At 62.2% G+C, this 17680-nt stretch carries 16 protein-coding genes; 10 read left to right on the top strand and 6 right to left on the bottom strand.

The window, feature by feature from the left end; translation table 11 throughout:
• Positions 1–52: 52 nt before the first annotated feature.
• A complete protein-coding gene (locus QC815_RS01165; protein ID WP_309766506.1) occupies positions 53–2344 on the bottom strand; it encodes a PqqD family peptide modification chaperone in 2292 nt (763 codons plus the stop codon).
• A 253-nt stretch (positions 2345–2597) separates the two neighbouring features.
• Here QC815_RS01165 and QC815_RS01160 point away from each other — a divergent pair, with 253 nt between their 5' ends.
• The 3 genes from QC815_RS01160 to QC815_RS01150 all read left to right on the top strand — a co-directional run bounded on the left by QC815_RS01160 (position 2598) and on the right by QC815_RS01150 (position 5203).
• A complete protein-coding gene (locus tag QC815_RS01160; RefSeq protein WP_309766504.1) occupies positions 2598–3569 on the top strand; it encodes a sulfurtransferase in 972 nt (323 codons plus the stop codon).
• Between the two features lie 221 nt (positions 3570–3790).
• The gene (locus QC815_RS01155) at positions 3791–4375 is read left to right on the top strand and encodes a TetR/AcrR family transcriptional regulator (protein ID WP_230446046.1); all 585 of its coding nucleotides are present in this window, start codon (positions 3791–3793) and stop codon (positions 4373–4375) included.
• A gap of 48 nt (positions 4376–4423) precedes the next feature.
• Positions 4424–5203: a ZIP family metal transporter gene (locus QC815_RS01150; protein ID WP_309766500.1), complete on the top strand. Its 780-nt coding sequence runs from the start codon at positions 4424–4426 to the stop codon at positions 5201–5203.
• A gap of 12 nt (positions 5204–5215) precedes the next feature.
• Here QC815_RS01150 and QC815_RS01145 read toward each other — a convergent pair whose 3' ends face one another.
• Entirely contained in the window at positions 5216–5680 is a 465-nt protein-coding gene (locus QC815_RS01145; protein ID WP_309766498.1) for a MerR family transcriptional regulator, read from the bottom strand.
• Between the two features lie 68 nt (positions 5681–5748).
• Here QC815_RS01145 and QC815_RS01140 point away from each other — a divergent pair, with 68 nt between their 5' ends.
• A complete protein-coding gene (locus tag QC815_RS01140; protein WP_309766496.1) occupies positions 5749–7863 on the top strand; it encodes a heavy metal translocating P-type ATPase in 2115 nt (704 codons plus the stop codon).
• A 78-nt stretch (positions 7864–7941) separates the two neighbouring features.
• Here QC815_RS01140 and QC815_RS01135 read toward each other — a convergent pair whose 3' ends face one another.
• Positions 7942–8955, bottom strand: coding sequence for an isocitrate dehydrogenase (locus tag QC815_RS01135; RefSeq protein ID WP_230446050.1), 1014 nt, complete (start codon positions 8953–8955; stop codon positions 7942–7944).
• 537 nt (positions 8956–9492) lie between these two features.
• Here QC815_RS01135 and QC815_RS01130 point away from each other — a divergent pair.
• From QC815_RS01130 to QC815_RS01115, 4 genes are all read left to right on the top strand, one after another.
• On the top strand, positions 9493–10983 hold the full coding sequence (locus QC815_RS01130) for a SulP family inorganic anion transporter (protein WP_309766494.1): 1491 nt from the start codon (positions 9493–9495) through the stop codon (positions 10981–10983).
• Between the two features lie 36 nt (positions 10984–11019).
• Positions 11020–11880, top strand: a complete 861-nt coding sequence (locus QC815_RS01125) for a universal stress protein (RefSeq protein WP_309766676.1) — start codon at positions 11020–11022, stop codon at positions 11878–11880.
• Between the two features lie 151 nt (positions 11881–12031).
• Positions 12032–13192 carry a cyclopropane fatty acyl phospholipid synthase gene (gene cfa / locus QC815_RS01120; RefSeq protein WP_309766492.1) on the top strand — a complete coding sequence of 387 codons (1161 nt, stop codon included), beginning with the start codon at positions 12032–12034 and terminating at the stop codon, positions 13190–13192.
• Positions 13193–13260: 68 nt separating this feature from the next.
• Positions 13261–14220 carry an arsenic resistance protein gene (locus QC815_RS01115; protein ID WP_309766490.1) on the top strand — a complete coding sequence of 320 codons (960 nt, stop codon included), beginning with the start codon at positions 13261–13263 and terminating at the stop codon, positions 14218–14220.
• Positions 14221–14249: 29 nt separating this feature from the next.
• On the opposite strand, the gene crcB is transcribed toward QC815_RS01115, so the two are convergent.
• Together crcB and QC815_RS01105 are read right to left on the bottom strand one after the other, a co-directional pair.
• A complete protein-coding gene (gene crcB, locus QC815_RS01110) occupies positions 14250–14633 on the bottom strand; it encodes a fluoride efflux transporter CrcB (protein WP_230446054.1) in 384 nt (127 codons plus the stop codon).
• Positions 14630–15013: a fluoride efflux transporter FluC gene (locus tag QC815_RS01105; protein WP_268902676.1), complete on the bottom strand. Its 384-nt coding sequence runs from the start codon at positions 15011–15013 to the stop codon at positions 14630–14632. The genes crcB and QC815_RS01105 overlap by 4 nt, the downstream gene beginning before the upstream one ends.
• A 154-nt stretch (positions 15014–15167) precedes the next feature.
• On the opposite strand from QC815_RS01105, the gene QC815_RS01100 reads away from it, so the two are divergent.
• Positions 15168–16022, top strand: coding sequence for a universal stress protein (locus QC815_RS01100; RefSeq protein ID WP_309766488.1), 855 nt, complete (start codon positions 15168–15170; stop codon positions 16020–16022).
• Here the strand turns inward: QC815_RS01100 and QC815_RS01095 are convergent.
• Positions 16019–17212, bottom strand: a complete 1194-nt coding sequence (locus QC815_RS01095; protein WP_309766486.1) for an MFS transporter — start codon at positions 17210–17212, stop codon at positions 16019–16021. The genes QC815_RS01100 and QC815_RS01095 overlap by 4 nt on opposite strands.
• 96 nt (positions 17213–17308) lie before the next feature.
• Between QC815_RS01095 and QC815_RS01090 the strand changes: the two genes are divergently transcribed.
• A complete protein-coding gene (locus tag QC815_RS01090) occupies positions 17309–17650 on the top strand; it encodes a TraR/DksA family transcriptional regulator (RefSeq protein ID WP_230446058.1) in 342 nt (113 codons plus the stop codon).
• The last annotated feature ends 30 nt before the right edge of the window (positions 17651–17680 follow it).

Below are 17680 nucleotides of genomic sequence, written 5' to 3'. Positions count from 1 at the left end.
TCTCCTTAATAGTGTCATAAGCAAATGCGCCAGATGGCGCGACTTCCTGCCGCTATACCGCGGCCTGGGAAGAGGGTAAAAGTGGTGTCTGTTTAAGCCACTGGTTAACAGCATCAACTGACGTGCTGGCCAGCCGCGCGCAATGCGAGCCTTGGGCCATATGCTGCAGCGCCGTTAAAGCATCAGGGCTTAATCCTTGTTGATGGTCTGCTGTTTCCAGGGCTCTGGGCAGCAGGGCGCCGAGCAATTCGAGCGACGACGGTGCTTCGGAGCTGTCGCTCGGGGCGTCATCAAGCCATAAAAGCCCAACGCAAGGGCCGCGTTCCTGAAACAGGAACCCGGCATCCTCAAGCGGTAGATTAAGCGGTTCCAGGGTGTTCGGTGCGGGCAGGGAGAGGCGTGCCCCGCGTGTCAGGGCAAGGCCATGATGCGCCGCCACGGTTGTCAGCGTGTCCATTGCCTGGGCAGGCGCCTGGTTGGGCACAACGCAGACGACGTGCCCCTCCGCCCGGCTCAGCAGGGCGACATCGAGCACCAGCTGGCCGTTACTGGCAGCGTGGGACAGGCAGTGCTGGGTGATGGCGGGGACGATGTCGTCGAGGCGCAGGCGCGAGCGAATCACCCGGCTGTCGCTGGTCAGGCAATAACCGTTGGCGCTTTCCAGGACATGCAGTGATGTGTCGGCGGTGTTGCCGTCGGTGTCCAGCAGCGGCGTCAGTGTCTCGGTAATCATGGCTGACACGGGGCCCTCGGGCGCGCTGATCGACCAGCGGCGCTGATCGAAGAACAGCGTACCGCGCCAGGTGGCGGGACGCTCGCGAGCGGAAGATGTCGTGTCGGGCACTGAAATGTCGCGATCCCCGGGCGCCAGCAGCCCATGTTGCCACCATAGCGAGAGCGTCGCCCACAGATCGCTGGACAGGGTGTCGGTATCGACCTGCCCGCCGCTTGCCTCTTGGAGCTGTTCAATTACGCTTTTGATCGGCGCGCCGTCGCTGACCAGCAGCCAGATCAGCGCTGCGCTGTCGTTGAGCTGAAAATAGTGCCCGCTGGGGTGGTGATAAAGCGCCAGACGATCGTCGTCGATCAGCTCGCTGACGCCCTGGCCGTGGAAAGACAGGCTCAGCGGAGCGAGCTCGGTCGCCAGCCGGTAATCGGCAAGGCTGGGTAGCCCGACGAAGGGCAGGTAGCGATGGCCGTCCCGGGTCGGGTAGAGCGGTACAAAGCCACCCGCCCGTTCACGCTCGGCCGCCAGCGCCGCGGCATCGAAGGTGGCCTCGTCGCGGGGCGGCTGATCAAGCCCGTTCAGGGCGATCATGTCCTGCACCAGGCCGGTTTTGACGGCCTCTTCGACTACGCCGCCGTGCTCGGGCTTGGCGCAGGTGCCAAGCGAAGGGCTCAGGTTGCACTCCAGAATCCATGGCTTTAGCTGGTCGTCGACCAGACAGTCCAGGCCGATCAGCTCGTAGCAGCCCCGCGGGTCGGCGCCGTCTTCCCGGGAGCGGGCGCGCATCGCCTCGACGCCGGACAGCGCGGTCAGCGTGGCCAGATCCTGCAGCTGGCTAAACAACGCCTGGTCGTCGTGGCCCTGTTCGCGAAGCCAGTGGCGATAGCGGTCAAGGTCGATAAACTCCACCGGAATCTCGGCGTCCAGGTTGAGCGCGTTGATGTCGGGGTTGGTCAGCTGGCTGAAGGGGTTGTCGATGTCGTCCGGGCTCCACGGCGCCGAGGCCAGCTTGGCAAAGCCCTGGTCGTAGAGATACACGCGTAGCGGGTCGATGCTGGCGATCAGCATATACAGGCGCAGCACGTACTTGTGGCCGCGGATGGTATGCGGGTTGGCAACGTATTCCTGCACCAGCCAGTTGGGTTCCAGCGGGGCACGGACCGGGTCGCGCAACACCTGAACCCCTTGTCCCTTGGACGCATTGGTCGGCTTCAGGATCCAGCGCTTATCGGGATGCGCGGCGGCGTCTTCGACCAGCGCCGGGTAGTCGTGGGGCATTTCATAGGCGCGGGGGAAGAAATTAAGCCGCTTCGTGTTGGGGTGCAACTCCCCAAAGTGGTGCCGGGTGCGGTCACGCAGCGCCTTCAAGCCCGCATGCAGGCGGCTTTTGACCGTGAGCGCGGCGTTGCCGGGAATGTGGTTCATCACGCGGCTGGGAGACGTCGCCTGGAATGCCGCCCTGGGCGGCATGCCGGTCACCCAGGCTGCCTGCCAGTGCGCGTCGTCGCCTTGCTGCCAGCCCTTGGCTTCCAGCGTCTGGCGGAAAAAAACATCCTGCTCGGCATGGCGTTTGCCGCTCAGCCAGAAGCGTGGTGGGGGAGTAGTGTGCGCGCTCATACCGGGCTCCTTGTCGGGTCATTACCAGTGAGTGGTGGATCAGCGCGATTGCTTACACATGATTTTCAGCAATTGCCAAAAGCAAGCCTCGCACCGATGCCACGACCATTGGGGCGTTTATCTATACGTTTATGCCAAAAAAGCATTTTAATAATGGTTTTATATCACCCATTATCATATTAATGTACCAATCGTTCTTTTTCCTGTTTTACTCAGGTCGATGAGCGTTGCTCGCGACCGCAATGGAGGTTTTATGTCCCGCTTACTATTGGGCCTGATCGGCGCCCTGGGGTTTTCCGCCCAGGCCCTAGCACTTGAAGAAACGCCGTTTGAAATGACGCCGCTGGTGGATGCCCAGTGGCTAAACGAGCATCTCGATGAAGAGGAATTGGTGGTGTTGGACGTGCGCTCGTCCATCGACGATGGTGGCGATGCCGAGAGCTTTGCCGAGGCCCGCATTCCGGGCAGCCGCTATTCAAGCTACACCGATGACGGCTGGCGCGAAACCCGCGACAGCGTAGCGGGCTTGATGCCCGAGGTGAGCGATCTGGAAACGCTGGTTGGCGACCTGGGTATCGATAACGACAGCGCGGTGGTGATTGTGCCCGCGGGTACCGGCGCCACCGATTTCGGCAGCGCGGCGCGGGTGTATTGGACGCTCAAGGTCCTCGGCCACGACGACGTTGCCATTCTCAACGGCGGCTTTGCGGGCTGGGAGCAGCAGGGCTTTGACGTGGCAAGCGGCGAGCCTGAGCCTTACGATGCCGCCGAGTTTGATGCCACGCTCCGCGAGGAGCTGATTGCGTCAACCGAGGATGTCGAAGCCGCCCGTGAAAGCCAGGCGCAGCTGGTCGACGCCCGGCCCGCCGACTATTTCGCCGGTGACAACCAATCCCCTGCGGCGCGGGTCGCCGGCACGATTCCAGGCGCGCAGAGCCTGCCCCATCAGTCGCACCTGAACGACCAGAACGGCGCTTACTATCTGGACGTTGAGGGTCTGCAGTCGCGCATCAATGCCGTGGAGCTGGATAGCAGCGAGCGCACGATCGCCTTCTGCAACACCGGCCACTGGGCCGCGACCGACTGGTTTGTGCTCAGCGAAGTCGCCGAGTTCGACAACATCGCCATGTACGATGGCTCGATGGCCGCCTGGACCCTCAGCGATTCCCGCCCGGTGCAGCTCGCTCGCGAAGGCATCAAGCAGGTGAGAGAACTGCTGAACTAAGCCTCAAGCTTTTCTTCATGCGTCTCATCCCTGGTGTGGCTCGGCTACGCCAGGGACAAGCGTTGCTGTGTCCTTAACGGGCTTCCCCGTGTCGCTTTTTCCTTGCCCTGCGATCGATAGGGACGCTGGCTCCCCTAATGCCCCTGCGGCATGTTAAATTGATCCTTTAGATAGTGATTGTCCCGCCTATGGGCGGGCGACAGCTTCCAAGAGTGGTGACGATGGCCATTGGCAGACCCCTACAGCATCAGCCAGAGGAAGCGCTAAAGGCGGCGATTAATACCTTCTGGCGCTCCGGCTACTATCATACGTCCATGCGTGACCTGCTTGACGCCATGGCGCTGTCGCGCAGCAGCCTGTACCAGTCGTTCGGCAATAAAGAGGCGCTGTTCCTGCTAGCCCTGCAGAATTATCGTGACGAACTGCTGGCGACGCTGTCCGAGCAGCTGGACGCCGCCGACAGCGCTTGGTCGTTTATCGAGCAGCTTCTATATTCAGCCGCCGAGACCGATAGCCAGCAGGCATCGCTTGGCTGCCTGCTGTTCAATTCCGCCACTGAGCTGGGCGGTGAAGATTCGCCGCCGGCGCAGACCGCCCGGGACAGCGTGGCCAGCATCAATGCGTTCTTCTCGGACGTCATCAAGCGTGCCCAGCAGGAAGGCAGCATTGCCGATACCCGCGACCCCGACAGCGCCGCGCAGTTTTTGACGCTGTCCATGTCCGGCCTGCGGCTGTTGATGAAAAACGGCGCCTCGCAGCATCAGGCGCAGCAAACGGTAGACTTCATTCTGCGCGGGCTGGGCTAGGCATTACCCCAGCGCGCTGACCCTATTGAAACAAGGCCCACTTGGCGCATGGAAAATACATTTTTACTCGGTTTCCTGGGCAGCCTTGCCGCCGGGTCGTTGACGGCCGTCGGCGCGCTACCGGTACTGCTGGGCAAAACCCCTGACCGTGGCTTTCGTGATCTGGCGCTGGGGTTTGCCGCCGGCGTCATGCTGGCGGCGTCGTTCTTTTCGCTGATCATCCCGGCGCTGGACGCCGCCGAAATCTACTACGCGGGTGGCCCTGTGCCTGCCGCCATCGTCTGCGCGGCGATTTTGCTGGGCATGGGCGCGATTGCGATGCTCAATGAACGCCTGCCCCACGAGCATTTCCAGCAGGGCCGCGAAGGCCCCGAAGCCGCCTCGCTGCGGCGGGTATGGCTGTTTGTATTTGCCATTGCCATTCACAACCTGCCCGAGGGCATGGCGGTGGGCGTGGGGTTCGGCGCCAACGGCCTGGAGGGCGGCATGCCGCTGGCGATCGGCATTGGCCTGCAAAACATGCCGGAAGGGCTGGCCGTGGCGATTGCGCTAATGGGGGAGGGCTATTCCCGATGGCGGTCGTGGTCGATTGCCGCGCTCACTGGACTGATCGAGCCCATCGGCGGCCTGTTCGGCGCCAGCATTATCAGCGTCTCGCAGATATTGCTGCCCTGGGGCATGGCCTTTGCCGCCGGGGCGATGCTCTATGTGATCAGCCATGAAATCATTCCCGAGACGCACCGCTGCGGGCACCAGAAGAAGGCAACCTTTGGTCTGGCCATCGGCCTTGTGATCATGCTGTTCCTCGACGTGTGGCTGGGGGCGTAACGCGCCGCCGCATCAACGTAGCGCCTCCGCGCCGCCATGGGCGGCATCGTGGCTGCACAGCCGGTGGTCGCTCAACACCTCGATAATCCGGCACTGGGCCACGCTGTCGCCGTCGCACTGGGCAACCGTGCGCTTCAGTTCGTCGCGCAGAACCATCAGCCGCTGAATGCGCGACTCCACCTCCGCCAGGTGCCGACGTGCCAGCTGATCGACCTGGTCGCACGGCTGGCTTGGGTGGTCGGCCATGTCGAGTAGCTCCCGCACGGCCTCCACCGAGAAGCCGAAATCCCGCGCATGACGAATGAACATCAAGCGCTGCACCGTTGCCTCGCTGTAACGCCGCTGGTTGCCCTCATTGCGCGGGGCGGCGGGCAGCAGGCCGATCTTCTCGTAATAGCGCACGGTCTCCGGCTTGCAGTGGGTCCGGCTGGCGAGTTCGCCGATGCCGATAGCGGCATGGCTGGACGTGCTGGTCATGGCTTGAACCTCTAGTGACTACAGGTATTAGGCTGATCCCAATATAGTCGACTGGGAAGGACGATGCCATGACCACTCGCCAGCAAGAGACCCGCGACACCGCACGCCTGAATGTCCAGGGCATGGACTGTGGCGGCTGCGAGCGCAAGGTAGAGGCAGCGCTTGAAGGCTTGTCGCAGGTTGAACGGGTCAGCGCCTCCAGCATGAGCGGTACCGTGAGTGTGACCGCCCATGCCGATCAGGCGCTGGACCATGACAGCTTGAAACACACGCTTTCCAGGCTTGGTTATCCGGTGATTGAAGCCTCGCCATCGACGGCATCGACGCCGCGCTGGTGGAACACGACCAAAGGACGCCTGGTGGTGGTCAGTGGCGCGCTGCTGGTCATGGCGTGGTTGTTGGCCTGGCGTCTGCCTGAAGTGGGTGCCTGGCCATTCGTATTGGCCACGCTGATCGGTTGGCTGCCGATCGGGCAGGTGGCCTGGCGCTCGCTGCGCATGGGCAATCCGCTGACCATTGAAATGCTGATGAGTATCGCGGCCCTGGGGGCTTTAACCATCGGGGCCGCCGCTGAAGCGGCCATGGTGGTGTTCTTGTTCGCGGTGGGTGAGCTGCTCGAAGGCGTGGCGGCCGGGCAGGCGCGACGCCGTATCGCCGCGCTGGGCAATCTGACGCCAGCGACGGCGCGTCTGCTTGAGGGGGAGACCACCCGCGAGATAGCGGCGGATACGTTGACACCAGGCCAGCGGGTACTGGTGCGCCCCGGCGATCGCGTGCCTTGCGATGGACGTATCATTGCGGGTACCTCTCAGCTCGACGAGTCACCCATCAACGGTGAGTCGGTGCCCCGGCAGCGGGCCACCGGCGAGGAGATCTGGGCGGGCACGGTCAATCTCGACGCGGCGTTGGAGGTAGAGGTCACCCGGGGGGCTGCCGACAATACCATTGCCCGGATTATCCATCTGGTCGAAGAGGCGCAGGCCGCCAAAGCCCCGGTGGCGCGCTTTATCGATCGCTTTGCCCGCTGGTACATGCCATTGGTCGTCGGGGTGGCCGTGCTGGTGGCGGTGGTGCCCCCCTGGTTGACCGGGCTGGCCTGGTCCGAGTCGGTCTACCGGGCCTTGGCGCTGCTGCTGATCGCCTGCCCGTGCGCGCTGGTCATCTCGACACCCGCCGCCATTGCCGCCGGGCTTTCAACCGCGGCGCGGCGTGGGCTGTTGATCAAGGGTGGCGCCGTACTTGAGCAGTTGGGCAAGCTTCAGCGCGTGGCAGTGGATAAAACCGGCACCCTGACCGCTGGTGCGCCCAGCGTGACCGATGTTGAAGCATGGACCGAGTCGAGCGAGGACGAGGTGGTCAGGTTGGCCGCCGCGCTGGAGCAGGACTCAAGCCACCCGGTGGCGCAGGCCATTGTGCAGCATGCAGAGCAGTTGGGGCTGTCGCTTGGCAGGGCATCCGAGGGGCAGGCTCAGGCCGGGCAGGGTGTCAGCGGTCGGTTCGAGGGGCGGGCGTTGACCCTGACAAGCCCGCGCCATTGGCTGGGGACCGAGACCCAGTCAGCGCGAATTGCCGCGCTTGAAGCAGAGGGTAAAACGGTGGTTCTGTTGCTGGCTGAAGGAAGCGCGCTTGGCGTGCTGGCGCTGCGCGACGAACCCCGTGAGGATACCCCTGCAGCAATCGACGCGCTCAACCGCCTGGGCGTCAGCGTGGTGATGCTCAGCGGCGACAACGCGCGCACGGTGGCCGCCATGGGTAAGCAGTTGGGTATTGAGGCCGAAGGCGAGCTGATGCCCGAGGACAAGGCTCAGCGGGTGCGGGACTGGCAGGCCCAGGGTCTGGGGCCCGTGGGTAAAGTGGGTGACGGTATCAACGATGCCCCGGCGCTGGCGGCCGCCGACGTGGGGGTTGCCATGGGCGGCGGTACCGACGTGGCGCTGGAAACCGCCGATGCGGCGCTGCTCAAGAATCGCGTGATGGGCGTCGCCGAGCTGATCGGGCTATCGCGAGCCACGCTACGCAACGTCAAGACCAATGTGGTGCTGGCGCTGGGCTTCAAGGCGATATTTCTGGTGTCGACGCTTCTAGGCGTGACCGGGATGTGGGTGGCGGTCATGGCGGATACCGGTGCCACCGTGCTGGTGACGCTCAATGCGATGCGTCTGCTCGGCTACCGGTTCCGTTAATCAAGCGGATCATGGCGTAAAGTACTGGCCGCTCAAGAGCGGCCAGGTAGCCAGGTCGTGATCGAGAGGTATGGTGGGTTACCGGCCGACGTACTCGACCAGCGCCTCTGCGAAGGAATCGGTGTTACCGGTGCCGCCCATGTCCGGGGTGACCATGTCGCTGCGGGTTTCCAGTACGGTACGAATCCCCTGACGGATGGCGGTGCCTTTCTCGGGCATGCCAAGGTGGTCGAGCATTTGCGCCGCGGCGAGCAGCAGGGCACAGGGGTTGGCGATTTTCTTGCCGGCAATGTCCGGCGCCGAGCCGTGTACCGCTTCAAAAATCGCCGCTTTCTCGCCGATGTTGGCGCCCGGTGCCAGGCCAAGGCCGCCCACCAGGCCCGCACACAGGTCTGACAGGATATCGCCGAACAGGTTGGTGGTGACCACCACGTCGAACTGGTGCGGGTTCATCACCAACTGCATGCAGGCGTTATCGACGATCATTTCCTGGAATTCGATTTCCGGATATTCCTCGGCGATTTCCCGGGCGATGTCCAGAAACAGCCCCGAGCTGGTCTTGATGATGTTGGCCTTGTGCACCGCCGTGACCTTCTTGCGGCCCTGGCTGCGCGCCAGTTCAAAGGCGTAGCGCACGATGCGCTCGGAGCCCTTGCGCGTCACCTTGATGACCGACAGTGCGGTATTGCCATCGTCGGTATATTCCTGGCCATCGGCGAGGTAGGCCCCTTCGGTGTTTTCGCGCACGGTGATCATGTCGATGTCGTCGTAGCGCGAACGCGTGCCGGGGAAGCTGATGGCCGGGCGCACGTTGGCGTAGAGATCAAAATGACGGCGAAGCTGCACGTTGATGGAAGAGAAGCCTTTGCCGATCGGCGTGGTGAGCGGGCCCTTGAGCGCGATACCGTGCTTTTCGATGGCGTCCAGCGATGCCTGGGGAATCAGCGTGCCGTGTTTTTCCAGCGCGCCAAGACCTGCATCGATAAATTCGTACTCCAAACCGCAATCCAGGGCGTCCAGCACGCGTAGCGTGGCGTCCATGATTTCGGGGCCGATACCGTCGCCTTTGATCACTGCTATGGAATGGCTCATCTACTGCTCCTCTTCTCTCGGCGGGGGTGCCGCTTCAACGTGGAAAGTTGGGACTCGATCAGTCGATATATGCGCTGTAATGGTACGCCAAAGTGGTGGGCTTGGGCACCCTGCGGTCGTCGTACATGGCGCCTTCATGACCGTTGTCAAGGAACGCCAACGGCGATGGGCGGGTGCAGCGTGGTAAAATTACTGTTAGAATCTCGCGCCTTCTGCTGCCCTTATCGTTAAGAGCAGGCACATCGACGTATTCGTGTAGATGACACAGTGGCCTTTTTTATGACGTTACCGGCATTTGCCACCCAAGGGCTGATGACTCCACCCTAGGCTTCCCTTCCTATTGCTGTGCATGACGCCTTCACCCGGCTGTCATCGCCTGACGGTATCCTTGCATACCGCCTTTGCTATGTCCTGACGTTGCCGTACGTCGATCTCTCAAACATCGTTTGTACTACCCAAGCGCTTCACGTGCCGCTGTCGGGCGTTTTACGCCCCACGCTTGCGGCCTGTCGTTAACCCTTAACTATGGATCCCCGCATGTACGAAAAATTTAAACAGTCTTGGCTCTCGAACCTCAAGGGCGACACCCTGGCGGGTATCGTGGTGGCGCTCGCCCTGATTCCCGAGGCCATCGCGTTCTCCATCATTGCGGGGGTCGACCCCAAGGTTGGCCTTTACGCCTCCTTTGCGATCTGTGTGATTATCGCCTTTACCGGCGGCCGCTCGGGCATGATCTCGGCCGCCACGGGGGCCATGGCGCTGCTGATGATCACCCTGGTCAAGGAGCACGGCCTCGAGTATCTGCTGGCCGCCACGCTGCTGACCGGCGTATTCCAGATTATTGCCGGCTATCTGAGGCTTGCCGACCTGATGCGCTTTGTCTCGCGCTCGGTGGTCACGGGGTTTGTCAACGCCCTGGCGATTCTGATTTTCATGGCCCAGCTGCCTGAACTGACCGATGTTACCTGGCACGTTTACGCCATGACGGCGGCGGGTCTGGCAATCATCTACGGCTTCCCCTATATGCCGGTGCTGGGTAGGACGATTCCCTCCCCGCTGGTGTGTATCGTCGTGCTGACGGCGGTGTACATGATCACCGGCATGGAGATTCGCAGCGTGGGCGATATGGGCGAACTCCCCGACAGCCTGCCGATCTTCCTGTGGCCGGACGTGCCGCTGAACCTTGAAACCCTGATGATCATCCTGCCGTACTCGCTGATGCTGACCGTGGTGGGGCTGCTGGAATCCATGATGACCGCGACGATCATCGATGATTTGACCGATACCAAGAGCGATAAAAATCGCGAGTGTAAAGGCCAGGGCATTGCCAACATCGGGTCGGGCCTGATCGGCGGCATGGCGGGCTGTGCGATGATCGGCCAGTCGGTGATCAACGTGAAATCCGGCGGCCGTCGACGCACTTCGACCCTGATTGCCGGTATTGCGCTGCTGCTGATGGTGGTGTTCCTCGCCGACTGGGTCTCGCAGATTCCCATGGCGGCGCTGGTCGCGGTCATGATCATGGTGTCGGTGGGTACCTTCAGTTGGGAGTCGATCCGCGACCTCAAGAAACACCCGATGAGCACCAATATCGTGATGGTGGCGACCGTGGCGGTCACCGTGGGCACCCACAACCTGGCGATTGGCGTTTTCGTGGGCGTGCTGCTGGCAGCGATGTTCTTCGCCAACAAGGTCGGCAACATCATGTACATTGGCTCGAAGGAAGTCACGCCGGGCAGCGAGCGCGAATATCAGGTCGTAGGCCAGGTGTTCTTTGCCTCCTCCGAGCGCTTTATCGAAGCATTTGATTTCAAGGAAAGCATCGACAAGGTCACCATCAATCTTTCGCGGGCCCACTTCTGGGATATCACCGCCGTGCAAGCGCTGGATCGGGTGGTGATCAAGTTCCGCCGCGAAGGCACCGAGGTTGAAATGATCGGCCTCAACGAAGCAAGTGCTACCGTGGTGGATCGCTACGCCGTACACGACGACCCCGTGGCGGTGGAAAAACTCATGGGCGGCCACTAACGAGGCAAGGAGTGCACAATGTCTGATCAATTCACGATGTCCGGTCAAGTACTAGCCGCGATCGACGGCTCGTCGTTTTCCGAAAGCGTCTGCGATTACGCTGCCTGGGCTAGCCAGGCGCTGAACGCGCCGCTGGTGTTCGTCCACGTGGTGGATAACCATCCGCAAACCAGCGAGGACGCTAACCTGTCGGGGAGCCTGCGCCTCGGTGCGCGGGAAAAGCTCATGGAAGAGCTTTCCGACCTTGACGAGCAGCGGGCCAGGGTCAACCGCGAGCAGGGCAAACTGATGCTCGAGGCGGCCAAGGCGCGTGCCGTTGAAGACGGCATCGCTGACCCGGCCACCCGCCAGCGTAACGGCACCCTGGTGGAAACCCTGGTGGAGCTTGAAAACGACGTGCGTCTGCTGGTCGTGGGCAAGCGCGGTGAAACCGCCGACCAGGCCAGCGGCCACCTGGGTTCAAACCTTGAGCGCGTGGTGCGCGAAATGCACCGGCCGATTCTGATGGTGCCACGAGGTGGCTTCAAAGCCCCGGCAAAGGCCATGATGGCGTTCGATGGCAGCAAGACGGCGCGCAAGGGCATTGAAATGCTCGCCAAGAGCCCGCTGTTCAGCGGTATTGCCTGCCATGTGGTCATCGTCGGCGCCGATACCGGCGAGAACAGCTCGCAGCTCGAGTGGGCGCTTTCCACCCTGCGCGAGGCCGGCCACGAGGACGAAGGGGCTATTCGCGCCGGTGAAGTGGAAGCCACGCTGCATGCGTATGCAGAAGATAACGACATCGACATGATGGTGATGGGCGCCTACGGCCATTCGCGCATTCGCCATCTGCTGGTAGGCAGTACCACCACCGACATGCTGCGCAAGAGCACGATTCCCGTGCTCATATTGCGCTAAGCGCAGCTCAAGCCGGCCTTCTTCGCGAGTGGCTGGCTTTTTTTTGCCTTGATATAAATAGGGCGGTCGATTTCACCAAACGGCGACGTTGATTCTATGCTTAGTGGAAAGGTGTTACCTATTCACTCACTAGCATAGGCGGGGTGTTACCTTGAATTTATCAACCCTCGACAGGCAACGAGCCGTCTTTGACGAACGCTCATCATCCCATCGCTTCGTCGCTGATTTATTGAAACAGGCGGATATTGTGATCAACGGCCACCGGCCATGGGATATTCAACTGAAAGCGCCAGGCGTTATCGATAGCGCCCTTTCGCGAGGCAATCTGGGGCTTGGCGAAAGTTACATGAATGGCGACTGGGACGCCAAGTCGCTGGATCAGTTCTTTTATCGCCTGATGCGCGCCCAGCTCCACCAGCGGATCCGGCCGACGCAGCTTGTCTATCATTCGCTACGCGCCCGGCTGCTCAACCGCCAAAGCGCCAAGCGCGCCTGGGAAGTGGGCGAAAAACACTATGATCTGGGCAATGAGTTCTACGCTGCCATGCTCGACAAGCGTATGACCTATACCTGCGGGTACTGGAAAGACGTTGACAGTCTGGACGACGCCCAGGAAGCCAAGCTCGATCTCATCTGCCGTAAACTGGGCTTGCAGCCCGGTATGCGAGTGCTGGATATCGGCTGCGGTTGGGGCAGTTTCATGGCCTACGCCGCCGAGCATTATGGCGTCGAATGCGTTGGCCTGACCATCTCCAGAGAACAGGCAGAGTTTGGTCAGCGGCTGATGAGAAGCGGGCTGCCCGTCGAGTTTCGCCTGCGGGACTATCGCGACGAAACGGAGCAGTTTGATCGCATCGTCAGCATCGGCATGTTCGAGCACGTCGGGCATAAAAACTATCGCCAGTACATGGAGGTGGCAAGCCGCTGTCTGAAAGACGACGGGCTGTTTCTGCTCCACACCATCGGCAAGAACCTTTCCGCCACGGCTTCTGACCCATGGATTGACAAGTACATTTTCCCCAACGGCGAATTGCCGACCCTCGGCCAGGTCATCGAGGCTTCCGAGTCGCTCTTCGTGGTGGAAGATGTGCACAACTTTGGGGCCGATTACGACAAGACCCTGATGGCCTGGCATGCCAACTTCGACGCCAACTGGCCAAACTTCCGCGACCGCTTCGATGATACCTTTTACCGCATGTGGCGTTACTATCTGCTCAGCTGTGCCGGTGCCTTCCGCGCCCGGGAGATTCAGCTCTGGCAGTTCGTGCTGAGCAAAAGAGGCGTGGTAGGGGGTTATGAACGCGTGAGCTGAGTCATTAAAAGCTGCCGCCGTGTTAGCTTAGGGGCTTACCTTTTTATCTAGCACGAGCGGACGGCTGAATGCGAGACACGCTGGAAAAGTATCAGGTTGGTTGCTATCTGGCGGCTATCCTCGCCGGTATCGTCCTGGGAACGCGCTGGGAGGCGCTCCACGCCTGGGAGGCAGCGCTCTGGCCGTTACTCGGCGCCCTGCTGTATGCCACCTTCACCCAGGTGCCGCTGCTGCATGTTTCCCGGGCGCTCAACGACCGGCGCTTTCTCGGCGCCCTGATCGCAGGCAACTTCGTGATCATGCCGCTGATCGTGTGGGGACTGGTCACGCTGTTTGCGCTGGAAACCAGCCTGATGCTCGGCGTCCTGCTGGTGTTGCTGGTGCCCTGCACCGACTGGTTTATCAGCTTTACGCACCTGGGGCAGGGCGATAGCGCCCGGGCGATTGCCGCCACGCCGGTCTTGCTGTTGCTGCAGATCCTGCTGCTGCCGCTGTATGTCACGCTGATAATGGGCGAACAGCTGGTCGCGTCCCAGCTGTTCAGCGAATTATTGCCCGCCTTTGCCGGGCTCATTGTGACCCCGCTGTTGCTTGCCTGGCTGACGGAAAAAGGCGCCGAACGTTACGCGGTGCTAAAGAAAGGCGTCAGCGTCATGGGCTGGTTGCCCGTGCCGCTGTTGACGGCGGTGGTATTCCTGATTGCCGCCTCGCAGGTACACGTCATCATGGAAGCGCGGCAAACCCTATGGCAGGTAGCGGCGATCTTTGTCCTTTACCTGCTTGTTGCCGCCGTGGTCGCCAGGGTGCTTTACCGACTGGCCAAGCTACCCGTGGCCGCCGGCCGGACACTGGCCTTCAGCCTGGGCACCCGTAACTCTTTTGTGGTGCTACCGCTGGCAATGGCGCTGCCGGATATCTGGGCCGCGGCAGTGGTGGTCATTGTCATGCAGTCGCTCATCGAGCTACTGGGCATGGTGGTTTACCTGACCTGGGTGCCGCGGCTGATCAAGTCGCCGCCGACCCGGTAACCGTGGAGCGTGGCGCACAGGCGACAGGCTTAACGCCCGATGGCACAGCGCTGACCCAGCCATACCGCCGCAAGCCACAGCGGCAGGCTGCCGAGGGTATATACCAAGGCCAACGCCAGGTCGCTCTGCGCAAGCAGAGCGACTTCCAGGCTGAACAGGGAGAAGGTGGTGAAACCACCGCAAACCCCGGCGATCAGAAACGGCTGCCAGCCTGCCAGGCGCGCTTCCGGGGCCTTGGCAATTTGCGCCGCCAGCCAGCCGATCAGCCAGCAACCCGCCACGTTGACCAGCAAAGTGCCCCAGGGAAAGTCGCTGGCGAAGGCGTCGATCATCATTAACGAGATCACATAGCGCAGCGCGCTGCCGAGCCCACTGCCGATGCCTATCGCGGCGTAGGTGGTTAAGGTTTTCACAGCCCGCCCCCCAGCCAGGCGCCGACGGCGAGGGCGACAACCCCCAAGGTGACGGTGGTAATGATATTGGCTAGCGCCTTGCCGCCCTGGCCGCTTTCCCACAGGCCCAACGTCTGCAGGCTGAATGACGAAACGGTGGTAAAACCACCGAGCAGCCCCACGGCGAGCATTAGCCAGGGGCCGCCCGTGGGCGCGACGCTATCGGTTGTGAGGGTGGCCGCCAGCCAGCCAAGCGCCAAGGCCCCTAGCAGGTTGACGGCCAGGGTGCCCCAGGGAAAGGCGCTGCCCAGCCATCGGGCGGCGAGCTGGGAAACGCCGACGCGTGCCATGCCCCCAATGGCCCCGCCCACGGCTACCAGCGTAATGCTTGCCAAGCCCATGCCCACGGATTTACCTCCCTTGCCAGCGCAACCTGTTGGTTACCAAGCTTATCATGGGCCGCCGTTGGGGCGCTGTTGTCGGTGAACGACTTCGTGTAGAAAGGAAGGCGAATAACAACAATCCCTCGACTCGCCGTTCAAGGAGACGCACGCCATGACCGACCATGTATTAGCGGCCGTTGATAGCTCACAGTTTTCCATCGGCGTCTGTGACTATGCGGTATGGGCCGCCCAGCGCCTTGATGCCCCACTGGCGTTTATCCATGTCATCGATAACCACCCGCAGACCTCGGAGCCTGACCTGACTGGCAACCTGGGCCTTGGCACCCGCGAGCATCTGCTCGAGAAGCTGTCCGACATCGAGGAGCAGCATGCCAAGCTGGCCCGCGAGCAAGGCCGGCTGTTGCTTGACGACGCCAAGCAGCGCGCCCTGCACGCGGGTATCGAGGCGCCGGCAACCATGCAGCGCAACGGCACGCTGGTGGAAACGCTGGTGGAGCAGGAAAATGACGTGCGGCTGCTGGTGGTCGGCAAGCGCGGTGAAACAGCGCACCAGGCCAGCGGGCATCTGGGCTCGAACCTCGAGCGCGTGGTGCGTGAAATGCATCGCCCGATTCTCATGGTGCCCAAGGCCTTTACGGCGCCCAGGGCGGTGATGATGGCCTTCGACGGCAGCAAGACGGCGCGTAAAGGCATCGAGATGCTGGCCAAGAGCCCGTTATTCAACGGCGTGACCTGCCATGTGGTGATTGTCGGTGCGGAAACCGCCGAGCATCGCTCGCAGCTGGAATGGGCGCTGAGCACCCTTGAAACGGCGGGCCATGCCGCCGAAGGCGCGATTCGGGCGGGTGACGTCGAAGAAACGCTACGCGCCTACAAGGAAGAACGCGCCATCGATATGCTAGTGATGGGGGCCTACGGCCATTCGCGTATCCGTCACCTGCTGGTGGGCAGCACCACGACCGCAATGTTACGCAGAGCCCAACTGCCGGTGCTGATCCTGCGCTAGCGGCGTGGCGCTCGGCTGGCCACCTGCAGCACGCGCTGGGCCAGGCACCAGGCGGCGATGATAAACGCCAGCATCGTGGCAAGGATGGCCTGAAACGCCATGCCCGCGCTGAGCGCGAGCCCGATAGCGGCGGGGGCGATGCCCGTGGAAAATACCATGGCGGCGCTGAGCGCCGAGCGTACGCGCCCCAGGTGCTCGATGCCCCACAGCTTGATCAACAGCCCCGATGCAATCAGCTCCTGGGCGCCCATGGCCAGTCCGCCGCCGACCATCAGCGCCCAGACGCTGGCGTCTCCGCCGACAAAGGCGGCAAACAGCATGGCACTTGCGTAAGGCAGCAGGTAGACGCGGGCCAGGCGTGCCGGGCCGATTTTGTCGATCCAACGGCCGCCGAGCAGCGCCCCCGGCAGCTTGGCGACGCCCATGCCGGCAAGCGCCAGCGCGTAGACGCCAAGGGAGCTGTCCAGGGACTCGGTCAGTTGGGCCTGGTAGATGAACAGCCCCGTCATGGTAATCGGCAGCGACATGAGTAGTGGCAACAGGGCCCAGAAGCGTGGCTCGCGAAAAGGTCTCGGCCCCTGCAGATCGTGGTCGGCGGGTTTGTTACCCGGCGCGATGGACCACGGCGCGCTTATCAGCAGCCACAGCCACGGCAGGGCGAGTAGCGCACACAGCAGCCACCAGAAGGACTGCCAGCTGAGCCACACCAGCGTCGCGGCGACCAGCGGTGGCAGCAGCGCTTCGCCGAGCGGGATTCCCAGGCTGGCCAGTCCCATGGCCCGGCCGCGCAGCGTGGTGAATTCACGGGCGGCAAGGGTGTTGCCGAGGTGCGTCAGCATGCCCTGCCCGCATAAACGCACCAGCCCGAGACCCAGCACGCCCAGCCCCCACCAGGGTGACAGCGTCATCAGCGCTACGCCGGCGAGCAGGGCAAGCAGTATCGTTATCGCAAACCGGCGTGGGGCGACCCAATCGATGGAGGGGCCCACGCGCAGCATGACACATCCCGCTGCCAGTGTTACCACGGTGTAGGCGGTACCAAATTGCCCGGCACTCAGCTGCCAATGCGCGGCCAGCGGTGCCTGAAACAACCCCACAAAAAAACTTTGTCCCAGGCTTGAACTGAACATCGCCAAGAACGCGATACTCAATACGCTGCGGTGGTCGCGCAGCAGGGTGCGGTAGCCCATGATGGCTTATCCTTTGCGAAACAAGCAGGCGGAGAAAACGCCCAAAAGGTAGTAATCCTGTTAAGTGTAACAGCAGATCATAAGGAGACGACGGTGATGAACCATCCAGACATCGACGCGGCGGCCATGAAGACGCGGTTGTTGACCCTGCGTGAAACACTTCTTGACGAGAGCGCTGACAGTGCCGGAGCCCGGGATACCGTAACCCTCGACCAAACCTCGGTAGGCCGCCTGTCCCGGATGGACGCCCTGCAGGGTCAGGCGATGGCCAAGGCCGAAGAGGAGCGCCGCCAGTTGAACGTCACGCGCATCGCCGGTGCACTGCAACGTCTCGAGCAAGGGGGGTTCGGCGAATGTATCGAGTGCGGCGAGTGGATCAACGTCAAGCGCCTGGAAAGCGATCCGCTGGTACTCAAGTGTATCGACTGCGCCGAATAGTGCCGACCTGGCGGAGGCTGAGGCCGGCGA

Source organism: Vreelandella gomseomensis (assembly GCF_031451645.1).
Classification (GTDB): domain Bacteria; phylum Pseudomonadota; class Gammaproteobacteria; order Pseudomonadales; family Halomonadaceae; genus Vreelandella; species Vreelandella gomseomensis.
Note: the sequence above shows the minus strand (reverse complement) of the source record. Positions and strands in the feature narration are given on the sequence as shown.